At 70.3% G+C, this 16449-nt stretch carries 15 protein-coding genes; 8 read left to right on the top strand and 7 right to left on the bottom strand.

The features are described 5' to 3' along the window. The 4 genes from EOD42_RS25375 to mutL form a co-directional block, all read left to right on the top strand. The coding region (locus EOD42_RS25375) for a TRAP transporter large permease subunit (RefSeq protein ID WP_127790406.1) at window positions 1-338 on the top strand (338 nt) is incomplete at its 5' end. Window positions 339-363: 25 nt separating this feature from the next. Further along, window positions 364-2415 carry a hydantoinase/oxoprolinase family protein gene (locus tag EOD42_RS25370; protein ID WP_127790405.1) on the top strand — a complete coding sequence of 684 codons (2052 nt, stop codon included), beginning with the start codon at window positions 364-366 and terminating at the stop codon, window positions 2413-2415. Beyond that, window positions 2415-4046, top strand: a complete 1632-nt coding sequence (locus tag EOD42_RS25365; protein WP_127790404.1) for a hydantoinase B/oxoprolinase family protein — start codon at window positions 2415-2417, stop codon at window positions 4044-4046. Before EOD42_RS25370 ends, EOD42_RS25365 begins: the two co-directional genes overlap by 1 nt. 146 nt (window positions 4047-4192) lie before the next feature. Then, window positions 4193-5950 (top strand): DNA mismatch repair endonuclease MutL, encoded by a 1758-nt coding sequence (mutL, locus tag EOD42_RS25360; RefSeq protein ID WP_206020468.1) that lies wholly within the window; start codon window positions 4193-4195, stop codon window positions 5948-5950. Between the two features lie 125 nt (window positions 5951-6075). On the opposite strand, the gene EOD42_RS25355 is transcribed toward mutL, so the two are convergent. Next, entirely contained in the window at window positions 6076-6345 is a 270-nt protein-coding gene (locus EOD42_RS25355; RefSeq protein ID WP_127790402.1) for a hypothetical protein, read from the bottom strand. Between the two features lie 157 nt (window positions 6346-6502). Further along, window positions 6503-7630 carry a DUF2125 domain-containing protein gene (locus EOD42_RS25350; protein ID WP_164868120.1) on the bottom strand — a complete coding sequence of 376 codons (1128 nt, stop codon included), beginning with the start codon at window positions 7628-7630 and terminating at the stop codon, window positions 6503-6505. A gap of 48 nt (window positions 7631-7678) precedes the next feature. On the opposite strand from EOD42_RS25350, the gene EOD42_RS25345 reads away from it, so the two are divergent. After that, window positions 7679-8188, top strand: coding sequence for a gamma-glutamylcyclotransferase (locus EOD42_RS25345; RefSeq protein WP_127790400.1), 510 nt, complete (start codon window positions 7679-7681; stop codon window positions 8186-8188). A gap of 3 nt (window positions 8189-8191) precedes the next feature. Here EOD42_RS25345 and EOD42_RS25340 read toward each other — a convergent pair whose 3' ends face one another. The 5 genes from EOD42_RS25340 to EOD42_RS25320 form a co-directional block, all read right to left on the bottom strand. Then, window positions 8192-8662 (bottom strand): L-2-amino-thiazoline-4-carboxylic acid hydrolase, encoded by a 471-nt coding sequence (locus EOD42_RS25340; RefSeq protein WP_127790399.1) that lies wholly within the window; start codon window positions 8660-8662, stop codon window positions 8192-8194. Between the two features lies 1 nt (window position 8663). Next, complete coding sequence (locus EOD42_RS25335) at window positions 8664-9437, bottom strand: amino acid ABC transporter ATP-binding protein (protein WP_127790398.1); 774 nt, start codon at window positions 9435-9437, stop codon at window positions 8664-8666. A gap of 43 nt (window positions 9438-9480) precedes the next feature. Then, window positions 9481-10617, bottom strand: a complete 1137-nt coding sequence (locus EOD42_RS25330; protein ID WP_127790397.1) for an amino acid ABC transporter permease — start codon at window positions 10615-10617, stop codon at window positions 9481-9483. A gap of 3 nt (window positions 10618-10620) precedes the next feature. Further along, complete coding sequence (locus tag EOD42_RS25325) at window positions 10621-11769, bottom strand: amino acid ABC transporter permease (RefSeq protein WP_240655296.1); 1149 nt, start codon at window positions 11767-11769, stop codon at window positions 10621-10623. Between the two features lie 143 nt (window positions 11770-11912). Beyond that, complete coding sequence (locus tag EOD42_RS25320; protein WP_127790409.1) at window positions 11913-12923, bottom strand: amino acid ABC transporter substrate-binding protein; 1011 nt, start codon at window positions 12921-12923, stop codon at window positions 11913-11915. A gap of 521 nt (window positions 12924-13444) precedes the next feature. On the opposite strand from EOD42_RS25320, the gene EOD42_RS25315 reads away from it, so the two are divergent. The 3 genes from EOD42_RS25315 to lpxK are packed head-to-tail and all read left to right on the top strand — an operon-like array spanning window position 13445 to window position 16433. Next, the gene (locus EOD42_RS25315; protein WP_127790395.1) at window positions 13445-14146 is read left to right on the top strand and encodes a lysophospholipid acyltransferase family protein; all 702 of its coding nucleotides are present in this window, start codon (window positions 13445-13447) and stop codon (window positions 14144-14146) included. Continuing rightward, entirely contained in the window at window positions 14143-15441 is a 1299-nt protein-coding gene (locus EOD42_RS25310) for a 3-deoxy-D-manno-octulosonic acid transferase (RefSeq protein WP_127790394.1), read from the top strand. Before EOD42_RS25315 ends, EOD42_RS25310 begins: the two co-directional genes overlap by 4 nt. Further along, a complete protein-coding gene (gene lpxK, locus EOD42_RS25305; protein ID WP_127790393.1) occupies window positions 15441-16433 on the top strand; it encodes a tetraacyldisaccharide 4'-kinase in 993 nt (330 codons plus the stop codon). Before EOD42_RS25310 ends, lpxK begins: the two co-directional genes overlap by 1 nt. Window positions 16434-16449 lie beyond the last annotated feature (16 nt).

Below are 16449 nucleotides of genomic sequence, written 5' to 3'. Positions count from 1 at the left end.
TGTGCTGCATCATCGGGCTGTATTTCGCGCTGGGGACGTTCATGGAGGGGTTCTCCATGATCATCACCACGGTGCCGGTGGTGTTCCCCGTCGTCGTCGCGCTGGGCTACGACCCGATCTGGTTCGGGGTGATCGTGACCATGCTGGTGGAGATCGCGCAGATCAGCCCGCCGGACGGCACCGTGATGTATGTGCTGCAGGGCATGCGGCCGAAGGGAGGGCCGATCACGGATGTGTTCGCAGGCGTCATGCCCTTCGTGCTGGCTTACCTGCTCGCCATCGTCCTGCTCATGATCGTGCCCGAAATCGCCACCTGGCTGCCCAGTGTGATGGGCTGACCCTTATCCTGATATGATGGAAGAAATGACCGAGGATACTCGACCCGTTCGCATCGCCGTGGATATCGGCGGCACCTTCACCGACCTGCAGATCTATGACGCGCGGCGCGGCCAGGTGGTGGCGTGGAAAACCCCGACCACCCCCGCCGACCCGTCCGACGGCCTGCTGACCGGCGTGAAGGAAGCATCGGAGAAATTCGGCTTCGCCCTGTCCGATGTGGGGCTGCTGCTGCACGGCACCACCATCGCGACCAACGCGGTGCTGGAACGCAAGCTGGCCCGCGGCGTGCTGCTGACCACGGCGGGCTTCGAGGATGTGCTGGAAATCACCCGGCATTTCCGTCGCGACCTGTATGCGCTGGCGCCTGACCCCTTCCCCTGCCTGATCGCGCGCGACATGCGTCTGGGCGTGACGGAGCGCCTGTATGCCGACGGCAGCGTGGAAACCCCGCTCGCCCTCGACGGGCTGATGGACAAGCTGCGGGCCCTGAAGCCTGAGGCCATCGCCATCTGCCTGCTGCACGCCTATGCAAACCCTGCCCATGAACGCGCGCTGCGCGATGCGGTCGCCGCCGAATTCCCCGGCCTGCCGATCTCGCTGTCCTCGGAGATCTCGCCCGAGATCCGCGAGTATGAGCGCACCAGCACCACCGTGCTGAACGCCGTGCTGATGCCCGTCGTCAGCGCCTATATGACCAAGCTGCAGGCGCGGCTGTCGCAGGGTGAGTTCCGCCCGCGCGTGTTCCTGGTGCAGTCCAACGGCGGCGTGTGCAGCCCGCAGACGGCGGGCGAACAACCCGCCAGGCTGCTGCTCTCCGGCCCCTCGGGCGGCGCGCTCGCGGCCTCCCGCCTCGCGGAGGAACTGGGCAAGCCGAACCTCGTCGCGGTCGACATGGGCGGCACCAGCTATGACGTGTCCGTCGTGCAGGACAATGCGGTGTCGATCATCACCCAGGGTGAGATCGACGGCCTGCCCGTGCGCCTGCCGATGGTGGAAATGCGCACCATCGGCGCGGGCGGCGGCTCTCTGGCGCGCGTGCGTGACGGTGGCCGCCTGACGGTCGGCCCCGAGAGCGCCGGCGCGCGGCCCGGCCCCGTCTCCTACGGGCGCGGGGGCACCGAGCCCACCGTGACGGACGCCAACCTGTCCACCGGGCGGCTGGATGCGGAGTTCTTCCTCGGCGGTGCCATGAAGCTCGACATGCCGGCCACCGGCCGGGCCATGGCGGGGCTTGGCGAGAAGCTCGGCCTCTCGGCCGACCAGACCGCCGAGGGCATCCTGACCCTGACCAACGCGGCCCTGGCGGCGGCGGTCCGGCTTTCCCTGTTCGAGAAGGGCCTGCACCCCAAGGACTTCGCGCTGCTGTCCTTCGGCGGCGCCGGCGGCCTGCACGCGACCGAGGTCGCGGACGAGATGGGCATGACCGAGGTGGTGTTCCCGCAGAACCCCGGCACGCTGTCGGCCTATGGCATCATGTTCAGCGACCTGAAGCAGGATATCGCCCGTTCCCGCCTGCTGGCGCTGCACGAGGCCGCCCTGCCCGCCCTGACCGAGCTGATCGGCGAGCTGCGCGACGAGGCCGATGCGGCACTCGCGCGTGACGGCGTGGCCCCGGCGGCGCGCGAGCTGCTGGTCTCGGCCGACATGCGCTATCACGGGCAGGCCTTCGAGCTGCTGGTGCCCTGGGGCGACATCACCGCGCCCACGGCGGCCGATCTGGCGGCGCTGGCCACACGCTTCCACGCCCAGCACAAGCAGCGCTTCAGCTACTCGGCCGAGGATGAGGTAGTGGAGCTGGTGACCATCCGCGTCACCGCCACGGGCCGCCTGCCGCGCCCGGAACCCGCCCCCGTGGTGCCCAGCACCGGCACCGCGCTGAAGGGCAAGCGCCGCGTCTTCACCGGGGACACCTGGCAGGAGGCCGGCGTGTGGGACCGCGACAGCATCGCGGGGACCGACACCATCACCGGCCCCGCGATCATCGAGGAAGCCTTCGCCACCCATTTCATCGCGCCCGGCTGGACCGCGCGCCTGGGCACCGCTGGTGCCATCATCGCCGTGAGGGAGGCCGTCTGATGATCGGTCCGGTTGATATCGAGGTCATCCGCAACGCGCTGACCGCCGCCGCCGCCGAGATGGACGTGACCATCTGGCGCACCAGCCGCAGCACCATCGTGCGGGAATTGCTGGATTATTCCACCGCCGTCTTCGACGCCAACGGCTGGAACCTGGCACAGTCGGCCCGCATCCCGGGCCACCTGAACTCCATGTCCGCGGCGCTGCGCACGCTGCTGACGGAATATGTGGATGCCGAGGCCTGGGGCCCCGATGACGTGGTCATCACCAATGACCCGTATTGCGGCGGCCAGCACCTGCCCGACATCATCGCCTATCGCCCGGTGTTCCATGAGGGCAAGCGCATCGCCTATGTCGGCGCGCTGTGTCACCACATCGATGTCGGCGGCCTGGCGGCCGGCAGCTATGCCGCCACCACCACGGAAATCTTCCAGGAGGGACTGCGCATCCCCCCCGTGAAGCTGATCGAGAACGGTAAGCGGAACGACGGCGTCTGGGCGATGATCCGGCAGAACATCCGCAAGCCGGATCTGCTGCTGGGCGACCTGACCAGCCAGATCGCGAGCCTGGAGGTCGGCCGGCAGGCGCTGCTTCGCCTTGCCACCCGCTATGGCGCGGACGGCATGACCGAAGCCGCGGCCCGTATCCTCGACCAGTCCGAGGCTGGGATGCGCGCGGCCATCGCCGCCATGCCCGACGGCACCTATGAATTCACCGATGTGCTGGACGATGACGGGGTGGACCTCGGCAAGACCATCAACATCGCCGTCACCCTGACCATCAAGGGCGATGAGGCGGTGGCCGACCTCTCGGCCTGCTCGGCGCAGAGCAAGGGGCCGGTGAATGCCACCCTCGCCTCGTCGAACTCGGCGGTGATGTACGCGCTGATGTGCGCCTCGGGCGGCGGCTTCGCGATGAACGCGGGCTGCTACCGCCCGATCAGCGTGATCGCCCCGGCGGGGCTCGTGGTGAATGCCCAGGCCCCCGCGCCGGTCGCGCACCGCGTGGCCGTGACCCACCGGCTGCTGAACGCCATGTTCGGCGCGCTGCACCAGGCCGTGCCGGACCGCATCCCCGCCGCCTATTACGGCAATTCCTATGTCTGCACCTTCCAGACCATCAAGGCGGACGCCAAGCGCGACGTGCTGGTGGAAATCGAGATCGGCGGGTCGGGCGGCACGCCGACGAAGGACGGCGTGAATGCCTATGCGTCGGGCATGCACAACAACAGCAACATCCCAATCGAGATGATCGAGAACCAGATGCCGCTGACCATCACCCGCTACGAACTGCAGCCCGACAGCGGCGGCGCGGGTGAGCATCGCGGGGGGCTGGGGCTGCTGCGCGAATGGCGCGTCAACAGCCCGCACTGCCTGTTCACCGCCAATATGGACCGCTTCCAGAGCCAGCCCTACGGGCTGGCGGGTGGTGAGCCTGCGGCACCGGGGCATCTGCTGCTGATCCGTGACGGCAAGGAAACCCCGATCCCGCCGAAATCCGACAACAAGCCGCTGGTCGAGGGCGACCGCGTGCGGCTGGTGACCTCGGGCGGCGGCGGCTTCGGCAAGCCGGCCGCCCGGCCGGCCGAGGCCCAGGCCCGCGACCGGGCCATGGGGTATGTGACCGGCTGACCGCCTTTCCGGCCGCACGGCGGCCGGCGGCGCCCATAAGGCCTTCGGGCAGGTGCGACAGTGGCGCGCCGTCAGCCAAGGCGGCGGATGCCGCCGCCCGGCGCCTGAGGGCGTCAACAAGCCCGCAGCATGCTATGCTGCGGGCGATGTCAGTCATCCGACTCCTGTCCGAAACCACCGCCAACCGCATCGCCGCCGGCGAGGTGGTGGAGCGCCCTGCGGCGGTGGTGAAGGAACTGGCGGAAAACGCGCTGGATGCGGGGGCCACCCGCATCGCGGTCACCATCGAGGAAGGCGGCTCCGGCCGCATCCTGGTCGAGGATGACGGCATCGGCATGTCGGCGGAGGAGCTGGCGCTGGCCATCCAGCGCCACGCCACCTCCAAGCTGCCCGAGGAAGACACGCTGTTCGCCATCGCCACCCTGGGCTTCCGGGGCGAGGCGCTGCCCAGCATCGGCGCGGTGTCGCGGCTGACCATCACCTCCCGCCAGCGCGGGGGCGATGCGCATGCCATCATGGTCGAGGGCGGGCGCGTCGGCGCCGTCATGCCCGCCGCCGCGCCCCCCGGCACGCGGGTCGAGATGCGGGACCTGTTCTTCGCCACCCCCGCCCGCCGGAAGTTCCTGAAAGCCCCGCGCACCGAGGCCGAGCACGCGCTGGAGGCCCTGCGCCGCCTCGCGCTCGCCTGGCCGCAGGTGGCGTTCCACGCGACGGTGGATGGGCGCGTCTCCATCAACCTGCCGGCCGCCGACCGCGACAGCCGCATCAAGGCGGTGCTGGGCCCCGATTTCGCGGCCAATGCCCTGCCGGTCGCCTGGGAAGGCGGGACGATGACGCTGTCCGGGCTGATCGCGCAGCCCGCCCATTCCCGCGCCACGGCGGCGGAACAGCATCTGGTGGTGAACCACCGCCCGGTGCGCGACCAGATGCTGCGCGCCGCCCTGCGCGTCGCCTATCGGGACGTGATGGAGGCCGGGCGCCACCCGGTGGCCGCCCTCTATATCGAGGTGCCGCCCGATGCGGTGGATGTGAACGTCCACCCGATGAAGACCGAACTGCGCTTCCGCGATGCCGGCGCCGTGCGCGGGGCGATGATCTCGGCGCTGCGCCGCGCCCTGGGCGTGGGCGTGACCGAGGTTGTGGAGGCCGCGGCACCACGCCCTGCCCTGCAAGGCTGGCGCCCGGCGGCGCCGGCGCAACTCAGCCACAGCTGGGCCGCGCGCGGCTTCCAGGAAGCGGGGCTGGACCTGCTGCCCCCGCCCCCAGCGCCCGTGGCCAGCCCCTCACTGCCCATGGGCTTCGCCGCCGAGGCCCCGCCCGCCGGGCCGCTGGGCCGCGCCATCGGCCAGGTGCTGGAATGCTACATCCTGGCCGAGGCCGCCGACGGCGCGCTGGTGCTGGTGGACCAGCACGCGGCGCATGAACGCCTGACGCATGAACGCCTCTCCGCCCAGCTGGTCGAGGGCGGGGTGCGGGCCCAGCCCCTGCTGCTGCCGGCCGTGGTGGATCTGCCACCCGCCGACGCGGCGCGGCTGACCGAGGTCGCGCCCGAGCTGGCCAAGCTGGGGCTGGAGATCGAGAGTTTCGGCGCCGGCGCCATGCTGGTGCGCGCCCTGCCCGCCCTGCTGGGCAAGGCCGACCCCGCCCCCCTGCTGCGCGACATGGCCGCCGAGATCGCGGAATGGGGCGAGGACACGGCGCTGACGCGCAAGCTCGACGCGGCGGTGGCGCGGCTGGCCTGCCATGGCAGCATCCGTTCCGGTCGGCGCCTGACCCTGCCGGAGATGGATGCCCTGCTGCGCGCCATGGAGGCGACGCCCCGCGCCGCCACCTGCAGCCACGGCCGCCCGACCTTCCTGCGCTTTCAGCGGGCGGATTTCGAGCGCCTGTTCGGCCGCGCCTGACGCCCAGGCCCCTTTCGGGCCGCACAGCGGCCCGCGGCGCCCATAAGGCCTATTGGACGAGAGCGGCAGCGGCGCGCCGCAAGCCAAGCGCGCGGATGCGCGCGCCCGGCGCCTGAGGGCAAAAACTAAGCAGCGGCACGCCGCTGCGCGAGCAGCGTGGTTTCCTGGCGCAGCACGCCGAAGATCTGGCCGATATTGCCTTCCACCAGATGGATCATCTCCACCGGCATGCGCAGCACCGTCAGGCTGACGCGCAGGGTGGCGCCTTCGCGCGTGGCGCGCACCGTGTCGGGCACCAGGTCGCGCTTGGCCAGCGGCTCCAGCACACGGCTCAGCGCGCCGGGCGAGGCCTCGACGACGCAATGGAATTCAACGGGGGCAAATTGTTCGGACATGGATGTCTCGCGGAATGTCAGGTGATGCGCGCTTCAGGGATGGAGTGCTGTCCCGGCCGGGCTTAGCCGGCCGCGCGCGCGCACCGGCTCAGGCAGCCGGGCCAGTAATTCGCGCAGTATGGGCGTTGAAACGATCCATGCGGGTAATCCTAACCACTCAGTCACGCGATGGCAAGGACGGATCGCGCGCGGCATCGGGTTCCGGCGGCGGGGCGGGCCAGGCGATCTCGGGCATCCGGCCGAGACGCATGTGCGACAGCGCCAGCCGCCTTTCCTGGACCGTGAAGGGCAATTCCAGCACCGGAGCCCCGCCATCCGCCCCAGGGCGGGAGAGCATGACGGCCAGCGCCCGGCCTGCCGTGACGGCGTTGCGCTGGATCCAGCCCAGCGCCGCCAGCGCGTCCAGCGCCTCTCCGGCGCCGGTCACGCGCAGCTGGCCGGCGCCCATGGGCTGCAGGGCGTCGTCCAGCGTGCCGGTACCGGTCAGCGCCAGCCCGACCGGGCCCCATTGGCCGTCCAGGTGCCGGATCTCCAGCGTGCCGCCGGCATCGCGCCAGGCTTCCGCGCGCTCACGCAGGTGGCGCACGGGCGGCAGGGGGCCGCTCAGGCTGCCTTCCAGCGCCAGGCGGGCGAGGGTGTTGCCCAGCGCGCCGGGGCCGTTGCGCGGCAGCAGGATGTCCTCGGCCGTGCCGTCCAGCGCCAGCACCGGCTCGCTTTCCGTGGCGGTCAGGCGGGTCTGGGCGGAAAGCCGGCCGCGCCGCATCTCGAAGGGCCCCCAGGGGGAGTTCAGGCGCAGCCGCTCCACCTCCAGCTCAGCCTCTCGCGGGATGGGGCCGCGTTCCAGCGGCAGGGTCAGCTCCAGGCGATCGGCCGCGAAGGGGATTTCGCCGCGTGCCACACCCAGCCGCTGCCGCCCGCGCGGCGCGACCACGATGCGCCCCCATTCGGTGGGGGTCAGGCGCAGTTCCACGGCCTCCGCCTGCCAGCGGAAGGCGGGGGGCGCGGAACGGGCAAGCTGCATGTCCGGCAGGATCAGCGTGGCGGAAAAGGGCCAGCCGCCGCGCTGCGGCGTGGCGTGGGTGATGACCCAGCCCTGGGCGCGGCGCTGGGCCGCCCAATCCTCGAAGCCCTGCTGCATGGCGCTGGTGGCACCGCGCCACAGGCCCGTGTGCAACGCCAGCAGGGCCGCCACCAGCAAGGGAAGCGCCCACCAGAGGCGAGAGGCACGGCGCCTGACCGGCAGCGGGCGCACTTCCGGGGGCTGGGGCATCTGGGGCCTGGTCATGCCAAGCGTATAGGCGCCCGAGGCCCCCGGGGATATACCCGAACGACCATGTTCGTCTTCGCCTATGGGTCGCTGATCTGGCGGCCCGGCTTCCCCTATGTCGCGGCCCAGCCGGCCATGCTGCGCGGCTATCACCGCCGTTTCTGCCTGTGGTCGCGCCATTATCGCGGCACGCCCGAGGCCCCTGGCCTGGTGCTGGGCCTGGACCGGGGCGGCAGCTGCCGGGGTGTGGCCTTCGAGGTGGCGGCCGAGGAACGCGAGGCCGTGCTGGAATACCTGGATGAGCGGGAGAACCCGCGCGGCGAGATGGTCTATCACCGCCGCGACGTCGGGCTGCGCCTGGCCGATGGCCGGGCGGTGCGCGGCATCACCTATGTCGCGGACCGCAGCCACCCCGCCTATGCCCGCCCCTGCCACGAAACGGCGGCCCAGGTGATCGCGGCCGGGCACGGCATGGCCGGCAGCAACCGGGACTATCTGCTGAACACGGTGCGGCAGCTGGGTGAGTTCGGGTTGCGGGACCCGGGGCTGGAACGCATCGCGGCGCTGCTGGCCTAGGGCCTAGCCCGCTTCGTCCCAGACATAGCGGAAGTCGCAATGCGTGGCCCCGCCCATGATGGTCTGGGTGCGGGTCAGCTTCAGGCGCTTGTCGTAGCCCACGCAGAAGGCGCCGTCCCGGTTGCAGGACAGCACGGCGCCGAGTTCGCCCAGCCCCATCTCGCGATAGGTCTCGGCATAGCGGCAGCGGGTGACGTTGAAGTCGAAATGCAGGTCATCCTGCCGGACGACATCCATCACCAGCGCATCATCCCGGCGCCACAGCTCCATGAGATCGGCGAAATGGGCGACGGAGGTTTGCTGGCCCTCGGCCATGGTGGCGCCCGCCTGCTCGGCCAGGCGCACGATGGCGCGCGTCATGATGCCGCGCGCCGCCTCCTGGCCGATGGAGGCCACCATTTCCTCATAGATGCCCTTGGCGAAGCCCGCCTCGATCCGCCGCTGCGCGAGGATCGAGACCGGTGCCTCGGCCATGTCAGTGGCCCCGCAGGATCTGGCTGAGGAACAGCTTCAGGCGGTCGGTCTGCGGGTTGCCGAACAGCTCGTCGGGGGTGTTGGATTCCACCACCTCGCCGCGGTCCATGAACACCACGCGGTCGGCCACCTGGCGGGCGAAGCCCATCTCGTGGGTCACGCAGATCATGGTCATGCCGGTGTCGGCCAGCATCACCATGGTATCCAGCACTTCCTTGATCATCTCCGGGTCGAGCGCCGAGGTCGGCTCGTCGAACAGCATGATCTTGGGCTTCATGCACAGGGCGCGGGCGATGGCCACGCGCTGCTGCTGGCCGCCCGAGAGCTGGCCCGGATACTTGTTCGCCTGTTCCGGGATGCGCACCCGGGTCAGGTATTCCATCGCCAGCGCCTCGGCTTCCTTCTTCGGCATCTTGCGCACCCAGATGGGGGCAAGCGTGCAGTTCTCGAGGATGGTGAGGTGCGGGAACAGGTTGAAGGACTGGAACACCATGCCGACCTCGCGGCGGATGGCGTCCAGGCTCTTGAGGTCGTCGCCCAGCTCGATGCCGTCGACGATGATCTGGCCCTGCTGGTGTTCCTCCAGCCGGTTGATGCAGCGGATCATGGTGGACTTGCCCGAGCCCGAGGGCCCGCACACCACCACGCGCTCGCCCTCGGCGATCTCGAGGTTGATGTTCCGCAGCACGTGCATCTGCCCGTACCACTTGTTGACGCCGAGCAGCTGGATGGCGGGCTTGCCCATCTGGCGGGCGGGAGAGGTGGCGGCGCTCATAGGGTCGAGTCTCCGGTAATGGGGTTGCGGGGCGTCATGCGCGTCACCGCACCCTGTGCCTGTTGAGTTCCGCTTCCAGCCCGGCGCTGTATTTGGACATGGCGAAGCAGAAGATGAAATAGATGAGGCCCACGGTCACGTACACCTCGACCGCGAAACCCTGCCATTGGGGCTCGATGATGGAGGTCTTGGCGGCCGTCAGCAGGTCGAAGATGCCGATGATCAGCACCAGCGAGGTGTCCTTGAAGAAGCCGATGAAGGTGTTGACGAGGGGCGGGATCACCAGCCGCAGGGCCTGCGGCAGGATGATGAAGCCCGTCTTCTGCCAGTAGGAGAGGCCGAGCGCGTCGGCCGCCTCGTACTGGCCCTTGGGCAGGGCCTGAAGGCCCGCGCGGACCACCTCGGCCAGATAGGCGCCGGCGAACAGGATGATGGCCACCTGCGCGCGCAGCAGCTTGTCGATGTTCATGCCCTCCGGCAGGAACAGCGGGAACATCACGCTGGCCATGAACAGCAGGCTGATCAGCGGCACGCCGCGGATCAGTTCCACATACAGCACGCACAGCGCCTTGATCGCCGGCAGGCGCGACCGCCGCCCCAGCGCCACCAGGATGGCGAGCGGGAAGGCGAAGGCCAGGCCGAAGGTCGCCAGGATGAGCGTGATGGGCAGGCCGCCCCAGCGTTCCTGCGGCACATAGCTCAGGCCGAACACGCCGCCCCACATCAGGATGCCGATGATGGTCAGCGTGGCGACCCAGACCAGCACCAGCTCCTTCCGCCAGAAGCGGCGCATGGCGCTGACGATGTAGAGCGCGATGAACAGCACGCAGACGATCGCGGGCCGCCAGTGCTCCTCATAGGGATAGGTGCCGAACAGGATGAAGCGGTGCTTCTCCCCGATCACGGCCCAGCAGGCGCCGATGCCCTTGTTGTCGCGGCACAGCGCGGTATCCGGCCGGCCGAAACGGTCGTTGGGCACTTCCCAGATGGCATGGATGAAGGCCCAGTCAATGAAGCTGATGGCATAGCGCACCACCAGATAGGCCAGCAGCAGCGTCACGGCCGCATTGATCGGCCCGTTCAGCAGATTGGCGCGCACCCAGCCGAGCGGGCCGCCCGCCATCACGCGGGACGGCGGCGGCAGGGCGGGGGACGGGGTATGATTGACGGTCACACTCATGGCTCAGCGCTCCACCAGCGCGATGCGCGTGTTGTACCAGTTCATGAACAGGCTGATCGACAGCGAGATGGTCAGATAGACCAGCATGATCGCCGCGATGCCCTCGATGGCCTGGCCGGTCTGGTTCAGCGTCGTGTTCGCGATGCTGACGATGTCCTGATACCCGATCGCGACCGCGAGGGAGCTGTTCTTGGTCAGGTTCAGGAACTGGCTGGTCATGGGCGGGATGATGACGCGCAGCGCCTGCGGCAGCACCACCAGGCGCATGATGCGCCCGCGCGGCAGGCCGAGCGCGCCCGCTGCCTCCCACTGGCCCTGATGCACGGCCAGGATGCCCGCGCGCACGATCTCGCAGATGAAGCCGGCGGTGTAGAGCGTGAGGCCCACCAGCAGCGCGAAGAACTCGGGGCTGACGGTCAGGCCGCCCTGGAAGTTGAAGCCGCGCAGATAGGGGATGTCGGGCGAGAAGGGCGCGCCCTGCGCGGCCCAGACCGCCAGCGGCGCACCGATGCACAGCAGCAGCGCAACAGGCCACACGCGGCGGGGCTGGCCGTCGGCCATCTGCCGGGCCAGGGCCTTCTTCCGCCAGATCAGCGTCAGCACGATGCCGATCACGCAGGCCAGCAGCGCCCAGCTATGGGCGTCCAGCCACTCGAACCAGGGCAGTTTCAGGCCACGGTTGGACAGGAACACGCCGGTGGCGGGGTTCACCGCCTGGCGCGGCCCGGGCAGGCCCTGCAGCACCGCGTACCAGAACAGCAGCTGCAGCAGCAGCGGCAGGTCGCGCACCACCTCGACATAGGCGCCGACGAAGCGGGAGACGAGCCAGTTCTTGGACAGCCGCAGTACGCCCAGCACGGTGCCCAGCACGGTGGCCAGCACCACGCCGATGATCGCGACCTTCAGCGTGTTCAGCACGCCGACGGTCAGCGCGCGCAGATAGGTGTTCGTCGGGTCATAAGGGATCACGCTCTCGGCGATGGGCAGCCCGGCCTCACGGCCCAGGAAGCCCCAGCCGCTGGCGATGCGCCGCACCTCGAGGTTGCGGACGGTGTTGGACCAGAGCCACCAGAAGATGGCGGCCACGATGGCCACGACCACGACCTGCCAGACGATGCCGCGGAAGCGCTCGTCGCTCCAGCTGATGCGCATGGGTCGCTTGGGTGGCTTGAGGCCGTAGCGCGGATCCGACGTTGTTTGGGACATGCTGGGGGATGCCTGCCTGTTATGTCATTGGGCCCTTTGCGGGCCGAGCGGCATGTCCGGGAGGGGGCTGCCCCCCTCCCGGCAGCGGATCAACGGAAGGGAGGCGCGTATTGCAGGCCGCCGGCCGTGGTCCACAGCGCGTTCGGGCCGCGCTGCAGGCCGAGCGGCGTCAGGTTGCGGTTAAACACCTCACCGTAGTTGCCCATGACCTTGATGAGGTTGACCACCCAGCGGTTGTCCACGCCCAGCATCTGCCCCAGGTCGCCGGAGCGGCCCAGCATGCGCGCCACTTCGGGGCGCTGGTCGCCGGTGGCGGCGGCCTCGACATTGGCGGAGGTCAGGTTCAGCTCCTCGGCGGCGATGAGCGCGAAATGCGTCCAGCGCACGAGGTCCGCGAAGCGCTGGTCGCCATGGCGCACCAGCGGGCCCAGCGGCTCCTTCGAGATGATCTCGGGCAGGATGATGTGGTCGTTCGGGTTCTGCAGCGTGCTGCGCACGGCGGCCAGGCCCGAGGCGTCGGTGGTGTAGGCATCACAGCGGCCGGCGTTGTAGGCGGCCGTGTTGTCCTCCTGGCGCTCGATCACCACGGGGCGGATGGTCACGCGGTTGGCGCGGGCCCAGTCGGTCAGGTTCTGCTCGGTGGTGGTGCCGGGCTGCACGCACACGGTGGCGCCGTCCAGCTGGCGGGCGGAGGTGACGCCCAGGCTGCGCTTCACCATGAAGCCCTGGCCGTCATAGAAGCTGGTCGCCGGGAAATCGAGGCCGAGCGAGGTGTCGCGGCTCAGCGTCCAGGTGGTGTTGCGGGCCAGCATGTCGACCTCACCGGACTGCAGCGCGGTGAAGCGCGCCTGGGCGGTGGTGGCGACGAATCGCACGCGATTCTGGTCGGTGCCGAAGATGGCCACGGCCACCGCGCGGCAATAATCGACGTCGAAGCCGGTCCAGCGTCCCTGGCTGTCGGGGGCGGAGAAACCCGCCAGGCCCGTGCTCACGCCGCAGATGAGCTGGCCGCGGTTGCGGATGGTCTCGATCAGGTTGGTACCGGCCGCCGGAGCCTGCGCCAGCGCCGGGGTGGCGGCGGCGATCAGCCCCGCGCCCATCACGCCCGCAAGCAGCCGACGCACGGAAAAGCGCCGCTTGGTGGTGTCCACTGTGATTTCTCCCTCGACTTCAAAGCCGGCTGGTCCAGCCGGCTGGTGGTGCTCCCTCCCCAGGGTTCGCGCCCACCGATGCGTCCATGCTGGCCCAGCCATGCGGCCGGATCAATGCAACACTCATATGAAGACGACATGCGGAACGCCAGTGCTGCCTTCCGGCGATGCGGTGGGCAGCCTGCCATGCTGCATCGCCGGAAGGCGGAGACTGACCAGGAGGCAGGCAGGTTGCGCCTGAGGCAGCGTCTGCCCATGCGGGCGGCATGTATCGGCGGCCGGCGCTGCCCGCTTCTTCCCCACGCCCCTGCACCGCATCAGGACATTCCGCCTCAGTTGCGATTCGCGGCTGCCCGGCCGGAAGCGCCGTTTCCGCGCACGGCGCGGGCGTCATGGCCGCTTATCCACAAGCCGAGGTTGCAAGCGGCGGGCCGCATGGCTACCACCGCCGCCATGCCGTCGGTGCAACCATGGTGAAACGACTGACCCGGCACCCCGCGGTGCAGGCTGCGGGCGCATGGCTGCTGGGGCAGTACCTGGCCTTCGTCTATGCCACCACGCGCTGGCAACTGGTGGGGAGCGAGCATCTGCGTCGGCTCGAAGCCTCCACGCAGCGCGGAGAGGGTCTCATCACCTGCTTCTGGCATGAGCGCCTGCCGATGATGCCCATGCTGTGGCGCCTTGCCCGGAAGGAAGTGCCCAGCATGCGGGACCGGAAGGCCCATGTGCTGGTCTCGCGCCATCGGGACGGCCGCTTCATCGGCGATATCGTCACCCGATTCCAGCTCAGCATGGTGCATGCCTCGACCAGCAAGGGCGGCGCTTCCGGCCTGCGCACGCTGCTGCGGCTGCTGCGGGCGGGCGAGGTCATCGCCATCACGCCCGATGGCCCGCGCGGCCCCAGGCGCAGCCCGGCACCGGGGGTGGCGCAGCTGGCCATGGCCTCGGGCATGTCTGTCGTGCCCTCGGCGGCGGCCACCACGCGCCATGTCCGGCTGGGCAGCTGGGACCGGATGATGCTGCCCCTGCCCTTCGGGCGCGGCGTGTTGATGGTGGGCGCGCCCATCACCCTGGGCCGTGAGGACGAGGCCGCGGGTCTGGCCAGCATCAAGGCCGCCCTGGACGCCTGCTGCGACGAGGCGGACCGGCTGCTGGGGCTGACGCCGGCATGAGGATCGCCTGGCGCCTGGTCGCGGGCGCCCTGGCGCCGGTGCTGCCGCTGTGGCTGCGCCTGCGCGCCGGGCGCGGGAAGGAGGATGCCTCCCGCCTGGCCGAACGCTACGGCCTCGGCGCCGACAGGCCCGCCGCGCCCCTGCTGTGGCTGCACGGCGCGAGCGTGGGGGAATCGCTTTCCCTGCTGCCGTTGATCGAGGCCGTGGCCATCGCGGCGCCCGAGGCGCAGTTCCTGCTGACCACCGGCACCGTCACTTCGGCACGGCTGGTGATGCAGCGCCTGCCCGCGATGCTGCGCGACAGGGTGCGCCACCGCTACGCCCCGCTGGACGTGCCGCGCTGGGTCGACCGCTTCCTGAACGGCTGGCGCCCGGATGCCGCGGTCTTCGTCGATTCGGACCTGTGGCCCAACCGGCTGTTCGCGCTGCGGGCCCGGCGGATTCCGACCGCGCTGGTCAATGCGCGCATGTCGCCGCGTTCCGCCGCCCGCTGGGCCCAGTTCGCGCCGGGGCTGCTGCGGGCCATGCTGCGCAGCTTCACGCTGATCCAGCCCCGGGCGGGGGACGACGCGGCGCGCTTCGCGGGGCTGGGCGCGCGCAGCATGCTGCCGCCGGCGGACCTGAAGGCCAGCGCCAGCCCCCTGCCGCATGACCCGGAGGCCCTGGCCGCGCTGCGCGCCGCCCTGCCCGGCCCCGTCTTCCTGGCCGCCAGCACCCATCCCGGCGAGGACGCGGTGGTGGCCGCCGCCCACGCGATCCTGCGGGAACGGCACCCGACGCTGACCACCATCATCGTGCCGCGCCACCCCGAGCGCGGCGCCGAGATCGCGGCATTGACCGGCGCACCCCGCCGCAGCCTGGGCCAGGCGCCGGCGGGGCTCTACATCGCGGACACGATGGGCGAGCTCGGCCTGTTCTACCGGCTGGCGGATGCGGCGCTGGTGGGCGGCAGCCTGGTGGCGCATGGCGGGCAGAACCCGATGGAGCCCGCGCTGCTGGGCTGTCCCATCCTGCTCGGCCCCTACACCTTCAACTTCGCCGAGCGGGTGGAACAGCTGCTGCAGGCAGGCGCCGCCCGGCGGGTTGCGCCCCCCGATGCCCCGACACTGGCGGCGGCGGTGGCCGATGTGCTAATCAATCCGGACGAGGCGGCGCGGATGACGGATTCCGCCCGCATCGTGGCCGAGAACCTCGCGGGTGCCGCGGAGCGATTGGCCGGTCCCTTGGTCGAATGGTTGCGCGCGGGGCATGGCCCCCGGGTGGCCTCAGTTGAACGGGAATTCGGAACGCCTTGATGCGCGCACCAGCTTTCTGGGCGGGCGGCGGGGGAATCTTGCCCTTGCTGCTCTCCCCCATTGCCGCGCTCTATGCGCAGGCGACGGCGCGCCGTGTGGCGCAGCCGGGCTGGAATGCCCCTGTGCCGGTCATCTGCTGCGGCAATGCCACGGCAGGCGGCGCCGGCAAGACGACCCTGGCCTCTGACATCGCGGCCCGGCTGGAACGGGCGGGAACAGCCGCCCATGTGCTGCTGCGCGGCTATGGCGGGCGGCTGAAGGGGCCTGTGCGGGTGGACCCCACCCTGCACAAGGCCGCCGATGTGGGTGACGAGGCACTGATCCTGGCCGCCCTGCACCCGACCTGGGTATCGGCCGACCGGGAGGCCGGCGCACGCGCCGCCATCGCGGCCGGCGCGCAGGCCATCGTGATGGACGATGGGCTGCAGAATCCGGGCCTGGCCAAGGACCTGTCGCTGCTGACGATCGACGGCAGCTACGGCTTCGGCAATGGCCGCATCATTCCGGCGGGGCCCCTGCGGGAGCCCGTGTCCGCCGCCGCCGGGCGCTGCCAGGCGGCCGTGCTGATCGGCGAGGATGAGGTCGGCGCCCTTGCCTCCCTGCCGCCCGCCCTGCCCGTGCTGCGCGGCAGGCTGGCCCCGGGGGCGGATGCGGCGGCGATGTCCGGCCGGTCGGTCTTTGCCTTCTGCGGCATCGCCAACCCCGGCAAGTTCTTTGCCACGCTGGTGGAATCCGGCGCGCAGATCGCCGGCCGCGCCACCTTCGCGGACCATTACCCCTATGATGAGGGGGACATGGAGGCACTGCTGAAGGAAGCCACCGCCCTGCGCGCCACCCCGGTGACGACCCGCAAGGATTTCGTGCGCATCCCCGAGAAGTTCCGCGCGGCGGTGTCGGTGGTGACCGTCACGCTGGAATGGGAAGACCCGGAGGCGGTGGACGCCCTGCTGGCCCGGACGGTCGGCACCAGCAAGGCGCTGGAAACGGCATAGGGCCGGGGGGCAAGCC

Source organism: Rhodovarius crocodyli (genome assembly GCF_004005855.1).
GTDB lineage: Bacteria > Pseudomonadota > Alphaproteobacteria > Acetobacterales > Acetobacteraceae > Rhodovarius > Rhodovarius crocodyli.
The sequence above is the reverse complement of the archived record's forward strand: the minus strand, read 5'-3'. Positions and strand labels throughout refer to the sequence as shown.

Coding starts and splice junctions, on each gene's coding strand:
- mutL (WP_206020468.1), top strand. CDS start 4,193: ATGTCAGTCATCCGACTCCTGTCCGAAACCACCGCCAACCGCATCGCC.
- EOD42_RS25365 (WP_127790404.1), top strand. CDS start 2,415: ATGATCGGTCCGGTTGATATCGAGGTCATCCGCAACGCGCTGACCGCC.
- EOD42_RS25370 (WP_127790405.1), top strand. CDS start 364: ATGACCGAGGATACTCGACCCGTTCGCATCGCCGTGGATATCGGCGGC.
- EOD42_RS25315 (WP_127790395.1), top strand. CDS start 13,445: ATGGTGAAACGACTGACCCGGCACCCCGCGGTGCAGGCTGCGGGCGCA.
- EOD42_RS25310 (WP_127790394.1), top strand. CDS start 14,143: ATGAGGATCGCCTGGCGCCTGGTCGCGGGCGCCCTGGCGCCGGTGCTG.
- EOD42_RS25330 (WP_127790397.1), bottom strand. CDS start 10,617: ATGAGTGTGACCGTCAATCATACCCCGTCCCCCGCCCTGCCGCCGCCG.
- lpxK (WP_127790393.1), top strand. CDS start 15,441: ATGCGCGCACCAGCTTTCTGGGCGGGCGGCGGGGGAATCTTGCCCTTG.
- EOD42_RS25325 (WP_240655296.1), bottom strand. CDS start 11,769: ATGCGCATCAGCTGGAGCGACGAGCGCTTCCGCGGCATCGTCTGGCAG.
- EOD42_RS25335 (WP_127790398.1), bottom strand. CDS start 9,437: ATGAGCGCCGCCACCTCTCCCGCCCGCCAGATGGGCAAGCCCGCCATC.
- EOD42_RS25350 (WP_164868120.1), bottom strand. CDS start 7,630: ATGACCAGGCCCCAGATGCCCCAGCCCCCGGAAGTGCGCCCGCTGCCG.
- EOD42_RS25345 (WP_127790400.1), top strand. CDS start 7,679: ATGTTCGTCTTCGCCTATGGGTCGCTGATCTGGCGGCCCGGCTTCCCC.
- EOD42_RS25340 (WP_127790399.1), bottom strand. CDS start 8,662: ATGGCCGAGGCACCGGTCTCGATCCTCGCGCAGCGGCGGATCGAGGCG.
- EOD42_RS25355 (WP_127790402.1), bottom strand. CDS start 6,345: ATGTCCGAACAATTTGCCCCCGTTGAATTCCATTGCGTCGTCGAGGCC.
- EOD42_RS25320 (WP_127790409.1), bottom strand. CDS start 12,923: ATGGGCGCGGGGCTGATCGCCGCCGCCACCCCGGCGCTGGCGCAGGCT.